The organism is Microbacterium sp. CBA3102, assembly GCF_007954505.1.
Lineage (GTDB): Bacteria > Actinomycetota > Actinomycetes > Actinomycetales > Microbacteriaceae > Microbacterium > Microbacterium aurugineum.
This window is the reverse complement of the sequence record NZ_CP042412.1, coordinates 1,976,494-1,996,436: the sequence shown is the minus strand read 5'-3', so window position 1 is coordinate 1,996,436 and position 19,943 is coordinate 1,976,494. Positions and strand designations below refer to the sequence as shown.

General features: G+C 68.8%; 16 protein-coding genes. 2 read left to right on the top strand and 14 right to left on the bottom strand.

Features of this window, described 5'->3' with window-relative positions:
- Window positions 1-34 precede the first annotated feature (34 nt).
- From FGL91_RS09585 to FGL91_RS09570, 4 genes are all read right to left on the bottom strand, one after another.
- On the bottom strand, window positions 35-2,512 hold the full coding sequence (locus tag FGL91_RS09585) for an ATP-dependent helicase (RefSeq protein WP_153243693.1): 2,478 nt from the start codon (window positions 2,510-2,512) through the stop codon (window positions 35-37).
- A gap of 102 nt (window positions 2,513-2,614) precedes the next feature.
- Complete coding sequence (locus FGL91_RS09580) at window positions 2,615-5,689, bottom strand: lamin tail domain-containing protein (protein WP_153243692.1); 3,075 nt, start codon at window positions 5,687-5,689, stop codon at window positions 2,615-2,617.
- Window positions 5,690-5,830: 141 nt separating this feature from the next.
- Window positions 5,831-6,853 (bottom strand): ABC transporter permease, encoded by a 1,023-nt coding sequence (locus FGL91_RS09575; protein ID WP_047523644.1) that lies wholly within the window; start codon window positions 6,851-6,853, stop codon window positions 5,831-5,833.
- A complete protein-coding gene (locus FGL91_RS09570; RefSeq protein WP_227991432.1) occupies window positions 6,850-7,845 on the bottom strand; it encodes an ABC transporter ATP-binding protein in 996 nt (331 codons plus the stop codon). The genes FGL91_RS09575 and FGL91_RS09570 overlap by 4 nt, the downstream gene beginning before the upstream one ends.
- 89 nt (window positions 7,846-7,934) lie before the next feature.
- Between FGL91_RS09570 and FGL91_RS09565 the strand changes: the two genes are divergently transcribed.
- Complete coding sequence (locus FGL91_RS09565; RefSeq protein WP_131492512.1) at window positions 7,935-8,333, top strand: YccF domain-containing protein; 399 nt, start codon at window positions 7,935-7,937, stop codon at window positions 8,331-8,333.
- A 26-nt stretch (window positions 8,334-8,359) separates the two neighbouring features.
- On the opposite strand, the gene FGL91_RS09560 is transcribed toward FGL91_RS09565, so the two are convergent.
- Window positions 8,360-9,346: a glycerophosphodiester phosphodiesterase family protein gene (locus tag FGL91_RS09560; protein WP_153243691.1), complete on the bottom strand. Its 987-nt coding sequence runs from the start codon at window positions 9,344-9,346 to the stop codon at window positions 8,360-8,362.
- A 90-nt stretch (window positions 9,347-9,436) separates the two neighbouring features.
- On the opposite strand from FGL91_RS09560, the gene FGL91_RS09555 reads away from it, so the two are divergent.
- Window positions 9,437-10,363 carry a Bax inhibitor-1/YccA family membrane protein gene (locus tag FGL91_RS09555; protein ID WP_131492515.1) on the top strand — a complete coding sequence of 309 codons (927 nt, stop codon included), beginning with the start codon at window positions 9,437-9,439 and terminating at the stop codon, window positions 10,361-10,363.
- 64 nt (window positions 10,364-10,427) lie between these two features.
- Here the strand turns inward: FGL91_RS09555 and FGL91_RS09550 are convergent, their stop codons facing one another.
- From FGL91_RS09550 to FGL91_RS09510, 9 genes are all read right to left on the bottom strand, one after another.
- Complete coding sequence (locus FGL91_RS09550; RefSeq protein WP_153243690.1) at window positions 10,428-11,723, bottom strand: RNA polymerase sigma factor; 1,296 nt, start codon at window positions 11,721-11,723, stop codon at window positions 10,428-10,430.
- Window positions 11,724-11,738: 15 nt separating this feature from the next.
- Entirely contained in the window at window positions 11,739-12,164 is a 426-nt protein-coding gene (locus FGL91_RS09545; RefSeq protein WP_047523649.1) for a YciI family protein, read from the bottom strand.
- Between the two features lie 253 nt (window positions 12,165-12,417).
- Complete coding sequence (locus FGL91_RS09540; RefSeq protein ID WP_227991428.1) at window positions 12,418-13,806, bottom strand: glycosyltransferase; 1,389 nt, start codon at window positions 13,804-13,806, stop codon at window positions 12,418-12,420.
- An 8-nt stretch (window positions 13,807-13,814) separates the two neighbouring features.
- Window positions 13,815-15,401 (bottom strand): glutamine-hydrolyzing GMP synthase, encoded by a 1,587-nt coding sequence (gene guaA, locus FGL91_RS09535; protein WP_153243688.1) that lies wholly within the window; start codon window positions 15,399-15,401, stop codon window positions 13,815-13,817.
- Complete coding sequence (locus FGL91_RS09530; protein ID WP_047524182.1) at window positions 15,398-15,910, bottom strand: DUF3817 domain-containing protein; 513 nt, start codon at window positions 15,908-15,910, stop codon at window positions 15,398-15,400. Before FGL91_RS09530 ends, guaA begins: the two co-directional genes overlap by 4 nt.
- 53 nt (window positions 15,911-15,963) lie before the next feature.
- Window positions 15,964-16,941: a class I mannose-6-phosphate isomerase gene (locus FGL91_RS09525; protein ID WP_153243687.1), complete on the bottom strand. Its 978-nt coding sequence runs from the start codon at window positions 16,939-16,941 to the stop codon at window positions 15,964-15,966.
- Window positions 16,938-18,146 carry an ADP-dependent glucokinase/phosphofructokinase gene (locus FGL91_RS09520; protein ID WP_153243686.1) on the bottom strand — a complete coding sequence of 403 codons (1,209 nt, stop codon included), beginning with the start codon at window positions 18,144-18,146 and terminating at the stop codon, window positions 16,938-16,940. Before FGL91_RS09520 ends, FGL91_RS09525 begins: the two co-directional genes overlap by 4 nt.
- A 37-nt stretch (window positions 18,147-18,183) precedes the next feature.
- Entirely contained in the window at window positions 18,184-19,047 is an 864-nt protein-coding gene (locus tag FGL91_RS09515; RefSeq protein ID WP_153243685.1) for a ketose-bisphosphate aldolase, read from the bottom strand.
- A 49-nt stretch (window positions 19,048-19,096) separates the two neighbouring features.
- Complete coding sequence (locus FGL91_RS09510; RefSeq protein ID WP_131492531.1) at window positions 19,097-19,942, bottom strand: carbohydrate ABC transporter permease; 846 nt, start codon at window positions 19,940-19,942, stop codon at window positions 19,097-19,099.
- Window position 19,943 lies beyond the last annotated feature (1 nt).

Below are 19,943 nucleotides of genomic sequence, written 5' to 3'. Positions count from 1 at the left end.
GTGATCCGCCGAAGCCTGAACACCCGCGGTGACGTCAGATCTTCTCGATCGGCGCGACCTTGATGAGGAGCTTCTTCTGCCCTGCCGAGTCGAAGCGCACGTGGGCGATGCGTTTGGCTCCCTCGCCGGTCACCGCATCGACCCGCCCTTCGCCGAAGTCGACGTGACGGATGCGGTCGCCTGCGGCGAGCTCGAGATCGCCGTTGTCGCGCATCTTGGCCGTGACGCGGTTGGGGAACTTGTCCATCGCCGTCGACAGGGGCTTGAGGGAATCGCGCCCGGGAAGCGCCTTGACCGCGAAGCGATCGCCCGATCCGGAGCTCGAGCCGCCGAAACCGCCCTGGCGTCGCGCATTGAGGGCCCGGGACTGCATCCCGCCGCGCGAGTTCACGTCACCCGGCGACTGACGCCAGTCGATGAGTCCCGACGGGATCTCTTGCAGGAAACGGCTGGGCATCGCCACGGTCACTTCGCCGAACTGGGCTCTGGTCATCGCGAGGGACAGGTGCAGCCGCTTGCGCGCCCGCGTGATGCCGACGTAGAAGAGCCGGCGCTCCTCCTGCGGCCCTCCAGGCTCTCCGGCCGAGATCCGGTGCGGGATCAGGTCTTCTTCAACGCCCGTGACGAACACGGCGTCGTACTCGAGTCCCTTCGCCGTGTGCATCGTCATGAGTGAGACTGAGCCGGACTCGTCGTCGAGGTCGTCGGCGTCCGAGACCAGGGCGACTTCGGTCAAGAAGTCGACGATCGTGCCTTCGGGGTTGTTGCGCGCGAAGTCGCGGGCCACGGCCACGAACTCGTCGAGGTTCTCGACGCGCGCCTCGTCCTGCGGATCACGACTCGCACGCAGGGCGTCGAGGTAGCCGCTCTTGCCGAGCAGCAGACTGAGCCCGTCGGCCACCGCCGTGGAGGGCGGAAGCTCGCCGCTGGCCGGGATCAGGATCGCGGTGGCTTCGGTCAGCACGGCGTCGAGCTGACCGATCGCCGCCTGGATCTTCGGGCCGACGCCGAGCTGGGCCGGCATCGACAGCGCGTCACGGAAGCTGATGCCGTGTTCCTCGGCGAAACGCGCGATGGCCGTCTCCGTCACGTCGCCGATGCCACGGCGTGGCTTGTTCAGGATGCGGCGCACCGACATCTCGTCGGCCGGATTCGCCACCGCGACGAGATAGGCGAGCGCATCCTTGATCTCGGCGCGGTCGTAGAACTTCGTGCCGCCCATGATCTTGTAGGGCACCGCCGAGCGGATGAAGATCTCCTCCAGCGCACGGGACTGCGAGTTGGTGCGATAGAACACCGCCATCTCGGAGTACGGCATGCCGGCACGGTGCAGTGCCTCGACCTCGTCGGCGACGAACTGGGCCTCGTCGTGCTGCGAGTAGCCGGTGAAGCCGATGATCGGGTCGCCGTCGCCCTTGTCACTCCACAGCTTCTTGTCTTTGCGGTCGAAGTTGTTGCCGATCACGGCGTTCGCGGCGGAGAGGATGTTCTGCGTCGAACGGTAGTTCTGTTCGAGCAGCACCACGCGGGCGCCGGGGAAGTCACGTTCGAACTCGCTGATGTTGCGGATGTCGGCGCCGCGGAAGGCGTAGATCGACTGGTCGGAGTCGCCGACCACCGTGAGCGAGGCACCGGGCTCGCCGGCATCGGCAGCGGGGGCGGGATCGGGCTCGAAGATCATCATGCCGTTCGAGGCATACGGGTCGGGAGCTGCTCCGGCGCCCGACACGGGTCGCGTCAGTTCATGGATCAGCGCGTACTGCGCGTGGTTGGTGTCCTGATACTCGTCGACCAGGATGTGCCGGAAGCGACGACGGTAGGTGTCGGCGACCTGCGGGAAAGCGCGGAACAGGTACACCGTCTGACCGATGAGGTCGTCGAAATCGAACGCGTTGGCCTTCTGCAGCTGACGCTGGTAGTCGGCGAACACCTCGACGAACACGCGCTCGGCGGGATCGCTCATGTTGGCCTGACGCGCGTAGGACTCGGCGTCGGAGAGCTCGTTCTTGAGCTTCGAGATGCGCGACTGCACCGAGGCCGGGGTCAGTCCGTACGCATCCGCCTCGTGCTCCTTGACCAGCCGCTTGAGCAGAGCGCGCGAGTCGCCGGAGTCGTAGATCGTGAAGGACTTCGTGTACCCGAACTGCTGAGCCTCGCGGCGGAGGATGCGGACGCAGGCCGAGTGGAACGTCGAGATCCACATGCCCCGGGCGGCGTCCCCGATCAGTCCTTCGACGCGCTCGCGCATCTCGCCGGCGGCTTTGTTGGTGAAGGTGATCGCGAGGATCTGACTCGGCCAGGCCTCGCGTGAGCGCAGCAGCGAGGCGATGCGTCGCGTGAGCACGCTGGTCTTGCCCGACCCCGCGCCCGCGACGATGAGCAGAGCGGGGCCGCGATAGGTGACGGCCTCGAGCTGTTGCGGGTTCAGTCCGGCGAGGAGTTCGTCCTGTCCCTCCGCCCCGGAGGTGCGGGGGCCGGCGGATCCGGGGACGATGAGAGGAGCTTCGGTCATGGCCCTATGAGTCTAGGCGTCGGCACAGACACCGCGGCACGGGATGCGGGGGCATCGGCGGCGACGCAGGGGTGCACGGTCGACCTGTGCACCCCTGCGCGCTCAGGCGTCGCGCCTGCGACGGCGGACTGCTGCCGCGCCGGCGGTGAGGAGCAGCAGCGCCAGCGCGACGGCGGCGACCGGGAGCTCGGAGCCGGTCGTCGCCAGCGCACCCGCACCCGTCTCAGATCCCGATCCTGCCGCTCCCGCGATACGGAGGTCCGCCCAGCCGAGGAGCCCGCCGCTCGCATCGAACACGGCGATCCGGTGGGCGCCGAGAGGCGCATCGGCCGGTATGGTCGCCGTGATGGTCCCCGCGGTCGTGAGCGTCCCCGACGCGATCCGCATCGGCTCGGAGTACATCCACACCGACACGTCCGTGCCTGCGCCTGCGGAACCGACCGTGATCGTGACCTCCTGCCCCCGGGCCGCGACCGACGGGTTCACCGTCAGCCCGTTGCGGTTGTCGTCCACGAGCCCTGTGCCGGGGAGGGGCGGGGTCTCGCCGCCGGGAGTACCGCCGCCTGTTCCCGGCAGCGTCCCGGTGCGCAGCGACTCGGAGGCGAAGCCGTCGGCGAACCACCACACCGGGCGCTGCCCGTCGACCGACAGCGAGGCCGGCGCGGTCGCGAAACCCTCGTTGTTGATGTCGGGCAGGCCGGCGGCACGGGCGTAGTGCGCGATGTCGGGCTGTGCGGTGCCGTTCAGCGTGATCTCCGCCGAGCGCCCCTGGCAGCCGTCGTCGCACACCGCCCACAGGGTGTCGCGCACGGTGTCGTAGTCGAGCGCCATCACTCCGGGGAGGCCGGGAGCGATCTCCGACACCAGCGTCGCCGCCCCGTCGGATCCGAGCGCGAACGCGTAGACGTGGCCGTTGTCCTCGACCGCGACGAAGAACAGCCCGTCGCCGTGACCTGCATGATCCTTCGGGTCATACACCGCGCCCGACGTGTCGTCGAAGAGCTTCCCGGCGAGCGCGGCATCGGGCACCCACTGCACGGCCTCGATGCCGAGGTTCGCCCCCACGGCAGGGAGCAGGGCGGTCAGATCCCACTCCTGCTGAGCGATGAGGTCACCGCTCGACGCCTCGGGATCGACCTTGAGGACCACGTTCTGGTTGACGCCCTTGGCGCTGTTGTCCCGCTCGGAGGCCACGTACACGAAGCCGTCTCCGTCGACCGTGATGCCCTCGGTGTCGGGGCCCGCAGCCCCCGGATCGGCGGCGTCCTTCTGGAAGCGCACGCGCTTGCCTGCATCCCAGCCCTCGGCCTTCTCGACCGAGCCGTCGGCGCGCGCGTCGAGCTTCCAGATGCGACCCTCGCCGTTGTCGACCGCCCACAGGAACGCGCCCTCGGCGGTCTCCTGCACGTCGAGTCCGGAACTGTCCTCGAGGAACGTCGGGATGCTGTCGACCACGCGCACCTCGGCGGAACCGGGCCACGGTGACACGGCGACCTCGCCGGCGCACACGTTCGCGGCGCCCTTGGTGGACTCCGCGGTCACGGCGAACGCGCCGCTCGCGTCGGGGCAACGGCCCCAGGTGGTGGCGGCGTGGCCGGACCCCCAGGTGGTCTCGTCGATGAGCAGGTCGCCGTCGAACACGCGCACCGCGTCGCCGGAACCGAGACCGAACCCGAGCTGTGCCCGCTCGATCACGAGGTACTCCCCCGCACCGAGGCGGGTTCCGGCTGGGATCGCGTACACATGGGTGTCGTCGTCGTCCTTCACCACGACGCCCGACACATCGAGCTCGGTGCTCGTCGGGTTCACGAGCTCCACCCAATCGTCCCGCGAGCCGCCGTCGGATTCCACCTCGTTGATACGCACCGGGTTGCCGCAGGCGTTGCGGAGACCCTTGGTCGAGACCGCGATGTCGACGAAGTCGCCGGTACCGTCGGCACAGCGCGCGAGGACGCCGGCGGCATGCGCGGTGTAGACGTGCTCGTCGACCGTGTTGCCGTTCGCATCACGGATGGTCACGGTGTCGCCGTTGCCGAGTCCGAACACGAAGTTCGCCGGCTGGTCGAAGACGAAGTAGCCCCCGGGCGGCAGCATCGTACCGGCGGGGAGCGGTGTGGTGTCGTCCGCGTGACCGGTCGGATCGTTGTCCATGACGGTCCAGCCCGAGAGGTCCACCGCAGTCGTGCCCGTGTTCACGACCTCGACCCAGTCGGTGCTGTCACCGTTCGACTCGATCTCGTTGATCACGACGTCGGGCAGGACGCACGAGTTCGCGGCACCGGGGGTCGGATGCGCGAGCACGAAGGAACCGACGCCGTCGGGGCAGCGTGCCAGGGTGGCCGCAGCGAAGTCGCCATCGATCGCCGCGTGCCCCTGCCACGGGAGCGTGTCGTCGATCATCGCCCCCGAGGCGTCGTAGAGACGGATACGGTCGGCGCTGCCGATACCGATCGGCTCGCGGAATGCGGCCTCGACGCCTCCGGAGAGTCCGATCGTCCCCTCTTCGACGACGAGGAAATGCCCCGCCGCGATCTGCGTGCCCGGCGGGAACTGCCAGCGGTGATCGTCGGAGTTGTCGCGGATCTCGTAGCCCGAGATGTCGAGCGCCTCGGTGCCGGGGTTGTGGAACTCCACCCAGTCGGCGGGTTGCGAGTCGACCTCGTTGATGAGGATGGAGCCCGCGACGGGAGCGACGGCGCAATCGTTGGGAGCGCCGGGAGTCACCGTCGTCGCCGGTGCCCATGCCCCCGTGCCGTCAGGACAGCGCGCCCACACCGACAGCGGCGCGGTGTTCTCATACGCGTACGCGTCGACCTCGGTGCTGCTCGGGTCGAAGAGCACGACCTCGTCCCCCTTGCCGAGCCCGAAGTCGAAGTCGACATCCTTCTCCAGCACCAGGAACTCGCCCGGTGCGAGCGAGGTGCCTTCCGGCGCAGCTCCGAAGCTGTCGCGCTTCTCATCCGCGATGGTCCACCCCGCGAGGTCGACCGTCTCGGTTCCGGCGTTGTAGATCTCGACCTGGTCGGCAAGGCCGGTCGCGGCGTCGTCATAGACGATCTCGTTCAGGACGAGACTCGGAGCGGTCGAACCGATCGCGGCGATGGGGGTGGCGAGCAGGGCGGCGGCGCTCAAGGCGCACACCGTCGTGACCGCCGCTGCGCGGTGCAGGCGGGGCATGGAAACTCCTGGGGTCTCAGTCGGGTACCCGACCAGACCACCGATACCGCGTGGCCGCGGAGAATCCCCCGGGTGCACGGGAGGTGAACGGGGGATGGCGATCTGCCGCGACCGCCACCCCCGCGTCACCCGGTGCCGGTGTCAGGCGATGCGAGTGCCCGGCGGGAGGCGCCGGGCAGGCGTCCGCGTGCGCGCCCAGGCCCCGGCGAACAGCGACCCCGCGATCACGACCTGCACACCGAGGCCCACGAACCAGCTGGGCACCGACGATTCGATCACCTCCTGCGGCGTGGGATAGCCGCTGCCGTCCCGGTCGCAGTCGTCCCAGCGCTGCTCGAGCGGCGACTGCTGCGCCCCGCGCACGCCCGTCTTGATCTGGCCGAACAGGTCGACCGGGTAGCCGTCGGGCGTGAACTCGGTCGGCGTCGCATCCGCGAGCACCACGAAGGGATTGGCCGCGAGCGCCCACCACACCAGGTCGAACCGGGGCACCTCGTACATCGTGCTGACCTGCCACTCATCGCAGTCGACGTTGCCGTTCGCGTCGTACGGTCGCGAGTAGCTGGTCCCCTCGCTGCGTACCGCCATCCCGCCCAGCCCGAACGCGATGAGCGTGCCGAACACGAACGCGGCGACCACGAGGTACGTGGCTGCAACCGAGAACAGCGGGCGCGCGATGAGTCCGCTCAATCCGACGCCGATCGCGGCGACCACGATGATCTCCGCCGCGAGCACGAGCAGCGAGACGAGCAGCACGAGGGGGTTCGCTCCCCCGCCGAGCAGAGACAGGGCGAGGAAGGGAACGGCGACGAGGAGGAACGCCCCGCCGGTCGCGACAGCGGCGAGGAGCTTGCCGAGCATGATGTCGCCGGTCGAAGCCGCGGTCACCTGGATCGCGCCGAGGGTGGCGGCATCGCGGTCGCCGTTGATCGCGTTGCCGCTGAGCGTCGGCGACACCAGCACCACGAGCAGAAGGACGATGTTGACGACGATCGAATAGACGCCGGCCCCGATGAAGTCGCCCCAGGAGTACACGGCGAATGCGAGCCCGGTGACTCCGAGCAGGATGAGCGCGAACACGCCCAGCAGGACGTACCACCCGACACTCCGCAGGCGCTGGGTCAGTTCGAGTCGGGCGATGATCCCGATGTTGGCGAGGCTCATGCTCCCGCCTCCGTTCCGGTCGGCGCCGGGGGCGCAGGGGGTGCAGGGGGCCGAGGTGCGGCTTGTGGCGTCGGCGCCTGCGGCAGGTTCAGGAACGTGTGCTCCAGGTCGCTCTGCGCAGGAGCGAACTCCGAGACCGGAAGGCCCGCGTCGACGAGGCGGCGCAGCGACTGGGCCGCTGCGTCCTCCCCCGCGAACCCGACCAGCACCGCGCCGCGGTCGTTGGCGAGCGACTCCGGAGCGAGCCCGAGGTTCGAGGCCACCTGCCAGGTGTCGGCGTTCATCCGCTCGGGCGTCGCGCCGGCGAGACGGACCCGCCACGGTCGCACCGTGCTCTGGGCGGGAGCCGCATCCACCACGGAGCCGGCGACGAGGAACACCGCATCGTCGACGACCTCCTCCAGCTCCGAGAGGATGTGGCTCGAGATCAGCACGGTGCGCCCCTCCGCAGCGAAACGACGCAGCAGACCGCGCAGCTGCACGCGCGCTTCCGGGTCGAGGCCCGACGCCGGCTCGTCGAGGAGCAGCACCTGCGGGTCATGCACGAGAGCGCGCGCGAGACCCAGCTTCTGCTTCTGCCCGCGCGAGAGCACCTTGGCGGGCGAGTCCGCGAGCGGCGCGAGCCCGACGAGCGTGAGCAGTTGCTCGGCACGGCCCTGAGCGTCCGCCTTCTCGATGCCGTAGAGACGAGCGGTGGTGACGAGGGTTTCGCGGGCGGTGAGCGACGGCCAGGCTCCCAGTGCATCGGGCATCCAGCCGAGCATGCGTCGCGCAGCGAGAGGATCGACCGCGGGATCGACGCCCCCGATGCTGATCGTCCCGGTGTCGGGGGCGAGGAGCGAGGCGAGCATCAGCAGCAGCGTCGTCTTCCCCGCCCCGTTCGGCCCCACGAGTCCGGTCACTCTGCCGGGGTCCGCGCGGAGCGAGGCCGCTCGCACCGCCTGCACCGTCCCGAACGCTCTGCTGACGTCTTGCACCACGATTCCGGTCATGCGGTCAGTCTGGCATCCGGAACACGGGGCCCTCGGGACCTCGGGGCGGATGCTCAGACATCGCGTCGCGCGGGTGACACAATCAGCTCATGCGCACGATCCTCAACATCATCTGGGTCATCCTGGCCGGCTGGGCACTGTTCCTCGGGTACGTCCTGGCCGGCATCCTGCTGTGCATCCCGATCATCACGATCCCGTGGGCGATCGCCTCGTTCCGCATCGCCGCCTACGCGATCTGGCCGTTCGGACGCGAGGTCGTGAGCAAGCCGACCGCGGGGGTCGGGTCGTTCCTCGGCAACGTCCTCTGGGTCATCCTGGCCGGCTGGTGGCTCGCCATCGGCCACATCGTCTCCGGCATCCTGCTGTGCGTCACGATCATCGGCATCCCGATGGGCATCGCGGACTTCAAGATGGTCCCGATCTCGCTCATGCCGCTCGGCAAGGAGATCGTCTCCACGCGTCGCGGCTCCTTCGATCGCACGCTCTGAGCCGTCGACCGGCGATCGGCGCCGGCTCAGCCGCGGAAGAAGGCGACGCCGAGGTCGGGGTGGTCGACGAACACCCCATCGATGCCCTGCTGCGCGAGGACACCCCACTCCGACTCGTAGTCGCCGTACGCGCCCCGGCCGCCCGCACCGCGGAACTCGGCGGCCAGGAAGGCGTTCTCGGGACGGCAGGTCCACGTGTACACGAGAAGGCCGCGTGCATGGGCGTCCGCGACGATGGTGTTCCCGTGATCGAGGAGCATCTTCTTGTTCACGCTGATGCCGTCGACGAGGCCGACGAGGCCATCGAGCCCGCGAGGGGTGACGGTCGCCTTGTAGGTCATCGCCTGCGCGCCCTCGACTGCCTTGCGGTCGTACGGCCGGCCCGTCGCCTCGATCAGGTAGATGGAGGTCGCGGCGATGCCCCGCTCGCGAAGCTCCCCGAGCACCGTCGACTCGAAGGACTCGATCACGAGAGGCAGCTCGCCGTCGGCCCATCCCGCCGCACGCAGCTCCTGCTCGATGAGGGGCGCGAGCGCGAGGCCGATGCTCGCGAAGTAGGTGGCGTGCTTGACCTCGAGCACGACGCCGATCTCGCGGCCGTGCTCGGCAGAGCCTTCCCGCACGAGGTCGAGCACGTCGCGGAGACGGAGGATGGACTGGGTGCCGTCGAAGCTCGCGCTCGATGCCCGCACCTCGGGCAGCCGCTCACGTCCGCGCAGCGTCGACAGCTCGGCCCAGGTGAAGTCCTCGGTGAACCACCCGGTCAGTGCCTGCCCGTCGACGCGCTTGGTCGTCTTGCGGTCGGCGAACTCCGGACGCGCGCTGACGTCGGTCGTCCCGGAGATCTCGTTCTCGTGTCGCACGACCAGCACGCCGTCCTTCGTGGCGACGACATCGGGTTCGACGGCATCCACCCCCATCGCGAGCGCGAGTTCGTAGGAGGAGCGGCTGTGCTCCGGACGGTAGCCGGGCGCACCGCGATGCCCGATGACGAGGGGCGATTTCCTGGGCACGCTCTCAGCGTAGAACACCCCAGGAGGGGTACCTCCCGAGTATCGTAGAGGCAAGAGACCTACTACCCCCCTTTGGAGTGAGGCCCACCAATGAGCAACTTCGCTTTCAACAACCCTGCTTTCCAGCAGCAGGACCCGCGCAACGTCGCGACCTACCCGGGCGGACCTCAGGCTGCTCAGGGCGCGCAGAGCGCCTCGCTCCAGCACGGGGCGATGGACGCGGCGGCCAACGCACAGCTCGAGGGCATGTACGCCGCCCCGCCGGCCGGTGCCATCGAGACCGATCGCATGTCGGTCGAGGACACGGTCTGGAAGACGGCCGGCCTGTTCGGCATCCTGCTCGTCACCGCGGCCATCGGCTGGGTCATGACGCTCGGCGGTGTCGACGTTCCCGCGTTCAGCCGCGAGAGCACCTTCCAGCCGAACATGCTGCCGTGGATCGTCGGTGCGCTCGGCGGCTTCGTGCTCGCCATGGTCATCACCTTCACCTCGCGCAAGAAGGTGCGCCCCGCACTGATCTTCGCGTACGCGGCGTTCGAGGGCCTCTTCATCGGTGGCATCTCGGCGTTCTTCGAGGTCATCTACCCCGGCATCGTCTTCCAGGCGACGCTCGCGACCGTCTCGGTCGTCGGCGTGACCCTGGCTCTCTTCGCGAGCGGCAAGATCCGCGCGTCGAAGAAGGCGACCAAGATCTTCATGATCGCCATGATCGGCTACCTGGTCTTCTCGCTGCTGAACGTCGTCCTGATGTGGACCGGCGTGCTGCCGCAGGACCAGGCGTTCGGCATGCTGAGCGCCAGCATCATGGGCATCCCGCTCGGCCTCATCATCGGTGTCCTCGTCGTGATCATGGCGGCGTACTCGCTCGTGCTCGACTTCGACCAGATCCAGCAGGGCGTCCGCAACGGCGCACCGCGCAAGTACGGCTGGCTCGGAGCCTTCGGCATCATGGTCACCGTGGTCTGGCTCTACGTCGAGATCCTGCGCATCATCGCGATCGTCCGCGGCAACAACTGACCGCCGTTCATCGAAGTGGCCCGTCTCCCCAGGGAGGCGGGCCACTTCGCGTTTCGGCGGGACTCTAGCTCGCGGCTCCGCTCGCCTTCCGCTCCAGCAGTGACCTCTCACGATCATTGCCGGCGAGGCCCGCGGCCACTGCGAAATCGCTCCGCGCTTCGTCCTCGCGTCCGAGCCGTCGCAGCAGCTCCCCCCGGGTGGCGGGAAGGAGGTGATAGCCGCGCAGCAGTCCCGATGCCGAGAGCTGATCGATGATCCGCAATGCGGACGCCGGGCCCGTGGCCATCGCGACCGCCGCCGCGCGGTTGAGCTCGACGACCGGAGATGGGGCGATCCGACCGAGTGCCTCGTAGAGCAGCACGATCCTGTCCCAGTCCGTGTCATCGACGCTCGAAGCCACCGCATGGCACTCCGCGATCGCCGCCTGGAGGCAGTACGCGCCGCGTCCGCGCCCGAGGCCATCAGCCGTCGCGAGCGAGGCACGACCGCGGCTGATGCGTCCGCGATCCCACCGGCCCCGGTCCTGGTCAGCCAACAGCACCGGATCGCCGTTCCGGTCCACACGCGCTCCGAACCGGGCGGCGGTGAGCTCCATCAGTGCGAGCAGACCGTGCACCTCGGGCTCACGCGGCATCAGTGCCGCGAGCACCCTGCTCAGCCGGATCGCCTCATCGCTCAGTTCCGGTCGCATCCAGTCCGGACCACTGCTCGCGGCGTGCGCCTCGTTGAAGATCAGATACAGCACACCGAGGACTGCCCCGATCCGCTCCGCCCGCTCTTCGCGCGGCGGGATCTCGAAGGGAGCGTTGGCGGCGCTCAGCGTCTTCTTCGCCCGCACGATGCGCTGCTGCACGGTCGCCGTCGGCACGAGGAAGGCCCGCGCGATCTCCTCGCTCGACAGGCCACCCACGACCCGCAGTGTGAGGGCGACCTGCGCCTCCTTCGAGAGAACGGGGTGACACGCGATGAAGATCAGCCGCAGGACATCGTCGTCGAGGGCGTCCGGGTCCCACAGCAGCTCCGGCGCGGCGGCCTGCTCCTGCTCCAGGTCGTGGGCGAGCGCCGCGACCCTGGCATCCAGACGCTCCGCGCGGCGCCACCCGTCGATGGCCTTGCGCTTCGCGACCGCCGTGAGCCATGCCCCGGGGTTGCGGGGAACCCCCTCCTCCGGCCACTGTCTCAGCGCGTCGACCAATGCCTCCTGGGCGAGGTCCTCCGCCAGGCTGAAGTCGCCGACCCTCCGGGTGAGGGTACCGACGATGCGCGCGGACTCGATGCGCCAGACAGCGGCGACGGCGCGTTCCGCCGACCCGTCTTCGGGGGCGGAACGCGTCGTCTCACCGTGTTCGGATGCGTCCATCACCGTGTGTCGTCGTCACTGCTGCGCGCGTTGCGCCTGCTCTTCGCGCCAGCCGGCTTCCTTCGCGATCCACTCATTGTCGGCCGGGAAGTCCTCGACGCCCGTGACCCGACGCACCTCGAGGAACGAACCCGCGCCCAGGGGTGCACGGCTCGCCCATTCGGCGGCTTCTTCGCGGGACGACACCTCGATGATCCAGAAGCCGTTGAAGAGCTCCTTCGTCTCGCCGTAGGGGCCGTCGGTGATCAGAGGCTTCTCTGCGCTGAAGTCGACCACGAAGCCCTCGGCAGCGTCGGTCAAGCCCTCCCCCGCGACGAGCACACCGGCCTTCATCATCGACTCGTTGTACTTGCCCATGGCCTCGATGACCTGCTCGAACGGCATCTCCTTGTACGCCTCGACGGCGTCGTCGTTCGCACGCATGATGAGCATGAACTTCATGATGTTCTCCTTGTTCGCAGGGCCGTCTCTCGACCCTCTCACCTCTGGCGTCGAACGAGAATGCCTCAGATCGACATCCGCCGCCACTTTTTTCTGCTCCGGTCGCACGCTCCCGTGCTCCCGTCGCGATATGACACCCGAATGAGCCGTTTTGGTTGTCATATCGCGACGGGAGACGGGTGTGCGGGTCGGGCTCAGGCGCGACGCGGAGGGTCAGGCGCGACGGGGCGGGCTCAGGCGCGACGCGGCGGGGTCAGGCGCGACGGGGCGGAGCGGCGACTGCGGCGGCGATCGCGGCGGTGAGGGCCTCGAGCGAGGATTCGGGACTCCAGGCCGCGGCGACCGACGGCGCCTCCGCGCTCAACGCCGCGAGACGCTCGGGGTCGGTCAGGAGCGTGCGGATCGCTCGGCCGAGCGCATCGATGTCGCCGCTCGGCACCAGCATCCCGCCACCGCGCTGCAGCACATCACGGATGCCGTAGCGCACGTCGTACGAGATGACGGGAGTCGCGTGCAGCAGCGCCTCGACCACGCCGAGCGGCTGGCCTTCGAAAGCCGTGGACGTGACCAGGACGGACGCGCGGTCGAGCACCGTCCCCGGGGCGTCCGAGTACCCGGCGAGCACGATGCGATCCCCCGCGCCGAGCTCATCGATCAGCGCCTGCAGACGCTCCTGCTCCGGCCCGCCGCCCCAGATCTCCATCCGCGCACCCGGCACATCGGCAGCGAGGAAGGCGCGGATCGCGTGGTCGACGCGCTTTCCGGGAGCGAGGCGCCCGAGCACGACGACGAGCCCGTCCTCCCGCAGATCCGGGCGCGGAGCGACGGGGGCGATCGGATTTGGAACGACGGCGTGGAAAGCCGTGTCCCCGAACCGCGCGACCACGTCGTCGCGCTGGGTCGCGGTCGGCCAGATCACGGCATCGAACCGGTCGGCGAGCCGGAACCAGCGCGTCCAGAGAGTGTTCATGGTCGAGTCCGGGGTGTACGGCGCTTCGACGTGCATGGTGTGGATCGTGTGCACGATGCGCACCCGCGGGTCGGACCAGTCCGCGATGAGCTCACCGAGCTGGCGAGACTCGCAGATCACGACGATGGGGCGATCACCGAAGGCAGCGGTGACGCGGTCGAGCCAGGCCCGGTACAGACCGCGGAACCCGTGCAGAGCTCCGACAGCCTCACCGTCGGCGTCGAACACCAGCACCGGCTCGTCGGTCAGGTGCCAGTCCGGGTTGCCGGGAATCACCGGGAGCGCCACGAAAGGACGGTCTTCGGTGTCCCGGAGGACCCGGTACTCGACTCCGGGGTCAGCGGCCACCGCGGAGTCGGCGGCCACCCTCAGCCATTCCGCCGCGCCGCCGCGGGGCTCCACCGCCTCGTCGAACAGATTTCGCAGGCGCGACGAGTCCCCGAGCGCCCCGTGCTCGACGAACGTGCGCCGATGCGCGGCGTGGTCCGCAGCGGTCCCGGGGTCGAACGTGAGGAGCTGTGGTCCCGCCCCGTCGGCGACTCCCGCCCCGGCGAGCTGCCGGGCGCGCGCGAGCGTGGCGATCGTGTACCCGCCGTCGAGTCCCGGGATCAACCGGCTCGACAGCACCAGGTACTCGGCGTCGGGCAGAGCCGCCGCCGCATCGGGGAGCACCGAGCCCCCTACTCCCACTCGATCGTCCCCGGCGGCTTCGACGTGACGTCGAGCACGACGCGGTTGACGTCACGGACGCCGTTCGTGATGCGGTTCGAGATCTTCGACAGCACGTCGTAGGGCAGGCGCGTCCAGTCGGCGGTCATGGCGTCTTCGCTCGACACCGGACGCAGCACGATCGGGTGGCCATAGGTGCGACCGTCGCCCTGCACACCCACCGAGCGCACGTCGGCGAGAAGCACGACCGGGCACTGCCAGATCTCCTGGTCGAGGCCGGCCTTCGTCAGCTCTTCGCGGGCGATGGCGTCGGCCTCACGCAGAATCTCGAGACGGTCAGCGGTGACCTCACCGATGATCCGGATACCGAGACCGGGCCCCGGAAACGGCTGACGCCCCACGATGGCCTCGGGAATGCCGAGTTCGCGGCCGATCGCCCGGACCTCGTCCTTGAACAGCGCGCGCAACGGCTCGATCAGTTCGAAGTCGAGGTCGTCGGGGAGGCCGCCCACGTTGTGGTGCGACTTGATGTTCGCGGTCCCCGCTCCGCCGCCGGACTCGACGACGTCGGGGTAGAGAGTGCCCTGCACGAGGAACTTCACCGGAGCGCCGCCCGATGCCTTGGCCTCGGCGACGAGGTCGAGCTGCACCTTCTCGAACGCGCGGATGAACTCGCGTCCGATGATCTTGCGCTTCTCCTCGGGGTCGGTCACACCCTTCAGGTGGCCGAGGAACGTGTCGGCCGCGTCGACCGTGATCAGCCGCACACCCGTCGATTCGACGTAGTCCTTCTCGACCTGTTCGCGCTCGCCCTTGCGGAGGAGGCCGTGGTCGACGAAGACCGCGGTCAGCTGGTCGCCGATCGCCTTGTGCACGAGGGCGGTGGAGACCGCGGAGTCGACGCCACCGGAGAGCGCGGAGATCACGCGGGCATCGCCGACCTGCTCACGGATGCGCTCGATCTGCTCGGCGATCACATTGCCGCTGTTCCAGTCGGAGGCCAGACCCGCCCCCTTGTGGAGGAAGTTCTCGAGCACGCGCTGGCCGTGGTCGGAGTGCTTGACCTCGGGGTGCCACTGCACGCCGTAGAAGCCGCGCTCCTCGTGTGCGAACGCGGCGACCTTGGTGGCCTCGGTCGTGGCGAGCACGTCGAAGCCCTCGGGGGCCTTGGCGACCTGGTCGCCGTGACTCATCCAGACGTTCTGCTCCGCGGGCTGGCCGCCCAGCAGGGTTCCACCGTCGCCGGTGATGACGGCATCGGTGGCGCCGTACTCGCGCAGGCCGGTGTGGGCGACCTCGCCGCCCAGGGTCTGGGCCATGTACTGGAAGCCGTAGCAGATGCCGAGAGTCGGGACACCGAGCTCGAAGACCGCGGGGTCGAGGCGCGGCGCCCCCTCCTCGTACACGGACGAGGGTCCGCCGGAGAGGATGATCGCGACCGGGTTCTTGGCGGCGATCTCGGCAGCCGTGGCGGTGTGCGGCACGATCTCGCTGTAGACGCCCGCCTCACGGACGCGGCGGGCGATCAGCTGCGCGTACTGCGCGCCGAAGTCGACGACGAGCGCAGGACGCTGCTGGGTCTCGGACTGTTCGGTCAACGGACACCTTCCGGGGCGGGGGCGGAGGCCTCGGCGGCCTCTCGGGTGGCGAGATAGGTCTTGACCTCACGGGCGACGACCGCCTCCATGAAGAACGACAGCAGCGGCACGACACCGCCGAGCGCGAGCATGATGAAGCGCGGGAAGCGCCAGCGCATCAGGCTCCACATGCGGAAGCACGCGAACAGGTAGACGACGTAGAACCAGCCGTGCGCCACGAGGATGAACAGGGACAGGTTGAACCCGTCACCCAACGAGGTCATCTCGCAGGAGTTGGTCATCGGGGCGAAGAGCGACCACCACTGGCAGTCGGGCCCGGCGAGCACGCCGGCGAACCAGAGCGGTCCTCCGGAGCCGCCCAGGAAGAGCTCGAGGTGGATCGGCGTGTACTTCAGCACCATCTCGGTCAGCAGCAGGAGCAGCATGACTCCGGTGATGATCGACGCGATCTGGTAGAACTTCAGGGCACCGCGGATCGCCGGAAAGCTGGCGACTTTCGGTTCGGGCATGCGTCCAGTCTAGTCGGCGTCAATGGGGGCCTGAGCCGTCGCCGGATCACCCTTCACGCCGCGGGCGGGCGCGCGATCAGGAGCTCTCCGGCACCGCTCACCTCGAGTCGTCCGGCTGCCGCGGGGACCAGGACCGTCGCTCCTGCCGACAGCGGCAGTCCCGCGAGGTCGACGGCGCCGTCGATGACGACCACGATCGAGAAACCGGGGTCGAGCACCGCGGCTCCGCGCACCGGCAGCCGTTCGAGGCGGAAGTACTCGTCGGCGGCACGGGGGAACACGAAGCCGGACGGCGACGCCGGGTGCACGAGCGCCTCGATCTCGGCAGTGCTCCTCGCTTTCGTCGTCACCGCGCTCAGGGCGAGGTCGAACCCCAGCCCGAGGTGGCCTTCGACAGCACCGTCGATCGCGAAACCCTCCCATTCGAGGAGGATCGACAGGTCCTCGGGTTGCTGGAGTTCGAGCAGGAGCACTCCGGCCCCGATCGCGTGGAGCTCGCCCGGCGGCACCCACACCACATCACCGGGCGCGACCTCGACCTCGTGCAGCAGACCGAGGAGGGCGACCACATCCTGCCGGGCGACGAGTTCACCGAGCGCCTCCGTCGATGCATCCTCGCGCAGTCCGATGTGCACGGTGCCGCCCTCGAGGATGTACCAGGCCTCCGCCTTGCCGTGCGGGCGACCGAGGTGCGAAGCGGCGAACCCATCATGCGGGTGCGCGTGCACGGGCAGCCGTTGCCCGGCGTCGAGCAGCTTGACGAGCAGACGCGCGTCATCCCCCCAGCGCTCGACATGGGATCGTCCGAGCCAGGACACGGGGTCATCCGCGATCGCCTCGCGCAGGAGACGCCCGTCCGGGAGGGTCGTCAGTCCGAGGGTGCTCTCCCCCCGAATCGTCGTGGTCGATCCGATCCAGTCCTCGGGTTCCCGCGGCGCGGTCCCCGGCTCGCCGCGGAAGGCGGCGATGCGTGCGCCCCCGCGGTAGAAGCGTTCCGCGGGGCGGTTCGATGCGAGTCGGATCGGTTTCACGGGTGCTCTTCCTGCGGGTCGTGGACGGCGAGGAATCCCCCGACGAAGGTGTCGCCGAGTCCGATCGTGGTCGGGTTCGGGATGTCGAGTGCGAAGGCCGCAACACCCACGGCATCGCGCACCGCTGCCTCCACCGTGCGGACGAGGTCGGCGCCGGCACCGTGTCGAGGCATTCCGTCGGTCTCGGCGACCTGCACCGCGGTGAAGCCGTCGCCGAGCCGGAATCGCGTCGCGGCCACGCGTACGGCACTCTCCAGCGCCGCACGGTGCCGGGCTGCCTCAGCACCGACCGCGAGTGCCCAGTACCGCGTGTGCACCACCAGGGCGGGCGCAGGGATGAGCGCGCGGATCTCCTCCAGCGCCAGGATCACGTCGTCCGGATCGAGCAGATCCACGCGGCGCCGCAGATACTCCTGCAGTTCATCCTCATTCAGGCTGTACACGTCGATGCGCGACAGCAACCGCTCGCGCACGGTCTCGGCGAACGCCCGTGTGTAGAAGCCGGCATCCTCGTAGAACACCAGGGCGTCGGAGGGGAGGCTGCGCATCGCCTGCTGCAGGGTGTCGAGCCGGTGCCGGAGCAGGTCCTCGTCCTGCATCGTGTTGAAGCCGGAGATGAGGAACGCCGACGCCGACGCCAGCTCGTCGCCCAGTTCCGCCGCCAGACGCATGTCCCGGTTCGGAGGATCATTGGCGAAGATCAACCGGTTGGCGCTCGGGGCCACGATGTCGCCGTCCGGAAGACGGATACGGGCACCCGCGGGATACTGCACGATCAGGTGCGGATCGAGCGTGTCCCGCGTGGCGGAGCACACGAAGGACACCCCCGGTGGCAGCAGGCGCCGCACGGTGTCGTCGATGCTGACGAGGTGCTGCAGGCTGGGGATGCCCAAACCGTCGAGGACGAGACCGGCCCGCACTCCGGTGCCCCCGAGGGTCACCTCGTGGGGGAAGTGCGCGGCGAAGGCCTCGACGACCGCGGACGACGCCACGAAACGCTCCGCTCCCGCCCCGGTCCCCACGAAGGCGAGTACCGCGATCAGCAGCGACCGTTCATCGACGATGGAGGTCGTCTCGGTCAGTTCCGCGCGCCGCACCCCGTGCTCGGCGACGAGCCGGTCGACCACGGCCGCATCCCACCGCAGCTCGTAGTCGACCGTGCCGCCGAGCCCCAGGACGAGCTGCCGCCTTCTCGCATCGATCATCCGTCGATCGCCCGCCCCTTCGAGGTCCGTCGTCCGGTCAGTACAGGTCGGCCTTGCCGTCCGCCCCGAACAGCTCGATCTTCTCAGCCGCCGTGGCCTTGAGCGCGGCGATCGGCTCCGGCTGGATCGCGTTGGGCTCGCGCAGACGCTCGTCGGTGCCGAGGATCTCGCGCATGCGGTTGTGGTACGAGACCTTGATGTCGCTGGAGATGTTGATCTTGTTGATGCCCAGCTCGACCGCGCGACGCAGCTCGGCGTCGGGGTTGGCCGAGCCGCCGTGCAGCACCAGCGGGATCCCGACCGCGGCCTTGATCTCCTGCAGGAGGTCGTGACGGAGCTCGGGGTTCTTCTCCGCCGGGTACAGACCGTGCGAGGTGCCGATCGCGATGGCGAGGCTGTCGACGCCGGTCTCCTCGACGAAGCGCACGGCATCGGCGGGGTTGGTGTAGATGATCTCGGCAGCGCCGGACTCGCCGTAGCTGTCGTTCGCGCCGATCGTGCCCAGTTCGCCCTCGACCTGGATGCCGACGGCGTGTGCGGCTTCGATGACCTTGCGGGTCAGGGCGACGTTCTCCTCGAAGGGCAGCAGCGACGCGTCGATCATGACCGAGGTGAAGCCGGCCTTGATGGCGGTGATCATCTGCTCGTAGCTGCCTCCGTGGTCCCAGTGGATCGCGACCGGCACGCTCGATCGATGCGCGCGGGAGTGCATCGCGGCGATCAGGTCGGTCGTGATGTGCGCGACCTCGTCGGGGTGGATGGCGATGATGACCGGAGCGGCCTTCTCCTCGCTGATGTCCATGACGCCGTTGAACATCGCCCAGTCGCTGATGTTGAACGCGGGGATGGCGAAGTTGTTCGCGTTCGCGACATCGAGGATGGATTTGCCGGTGTAGAGCACGTGATTCTCCTGTTTTCGTGGTGGTCGGAGCCCCGGGACGGGACGAGTGTCAGCTCTTCACGGAACCGGCCGTGAGGCCGCTGATGAAGTACCGCTGGAAGAAGAGGAAGAGGATGAGCACGGGGATCGAGCCGAGCACGCTCATGGCCATGATCTGGTTCCACTCGTAGGAGTGCTGTCCCATGAGGAGCTGGATGCCGATGGGCACCGTGCGCATGTCGATGGTGCGCGTGAGCGTCAGCGCGAACAGGTACTCGTTCCAGGCGATCATGAACGTGTAGATGCCGACGGAGACGATTCCTGGAACCGAGATCGGCACGAGGATGCGCCAGAGTGCCGTCATGGATCCGGCACCGTCCACGCGCACGGCCTCGTCGAGCTCCTTCGGCAGCGTGTTGAAGTAGCCCGTCATCATGATGATCGCGTAGGGCAGCGTGAAGACCATGTAGGTGAGGATCAGACCGGCGTAGGAGTTGTAGAGACCCAGCGCGACCATGAGCCCGAAGTACGGGATCAGCAGGGTGATGGGCGGCACGGCCTGCACGCTCACGATCACCACGTTCAGGATGCGCTTGCCCCGGAACTCGAAGCGGCTGAACGCGTAGGCGGCCTGGATCGCGACGATCAGCGTGAGGATGGTGACCGAGCCCGCGACGATGTAGCTGTTCAGGAAGAACCGCATCGTCTCGGGGTTCGTGAAGATCGCGATGTAGGCGTCGAAGGAGAACGTGTCGGTGACCAGACGCGGCGGCAACTCGAAGATCTGCGTGTTCGACTTGAACGAGCTGGACAGCATCCACAGCACCGGCCCTGCGGCGAAGACCGCACCGATGAGGAGGCCGATCATGAGGCCGGTCTTGCCGACCCGACGCTGGGTGCGCGCGGTGAGAGCCATG

Coding starts and splice junctions, on each gene's coding strand:
- FGL91_RS09530 (WP_047524182.1), bottom strand. CDS start 15,910: ATGCCCGAACCGAAAGTCGCCAGCTTTCCGGCGATCCGCGGTGCCCTG.
- FGL91_RS09570 (WP_227991432.1), bottom strand. CDS start 7,845: ATGACCGGAATCGTGGTGCAAGACGTCAGCAGAGCGTTCGGGACGGTG.
- FGL91_RS09520 (WP_153243686.1), bottom strand. CDS start 18,146: ATGATCGATGCGAGAAGGCGGCAGCTCGTCCTGGGGCTCGGCGGCACG.
- FGL91_RS09545 (WP_047523649.1), bottom strand. CDS start 12,164: ATGAAGTTCATGCTCATCATGCGTGCGAACGACGACGCCGTCGAGGCG.
- FGL91_RS09550 (WP_153243690.1), bottom strand. CDS start 11,723: ATGGACGCATCCGAACACGGTGAGACGACGCGTTCCGCCCCCGAAGAC.
- FGL91_RS09565 (WP_131492512.1), top strand. CDS start 7,935: ATGCGCACGATCCTCAACATCATCTGGGTCATCCTGGCCGGCTGGGCA.
- FGL91_RS09585 (WP_153243693.1), bottom strand. CDS start 2,512: ATGACCGAAGCTCCTCTCATCGTCCCCGGATCCGCCGGCCCCCGCACC.
- FGL91_RS09580 (WP_153243692.1), bottom strand. CDS start 5,689: ATGCCCCGCCTGCACCGCGCAGCGGCGGTCACGACGGTGTGCGCCTTG.
- FGL91_RS09575 (WP_047523644.1), bottom strand. CDS start 6,853: ATGAGCCTCGCCAACATCGGGATCATCGCCCGACTCGAACTGACCCAG.
- FGL91_RS09510 (WP_131492531.1), bottom strand. CDS start 19,942: ATGGCTCTCACCGCGCGCACCCAGCGTCGGGTCGGCAAGACCGGCCTC.
- FGL91_RS09555 (WP_131492515.1), top strand. CDS start 9,437: ATGAGCAACTTCGCTTTCAACAACCCTGCTTTCCAGCAGCAGGACCCG.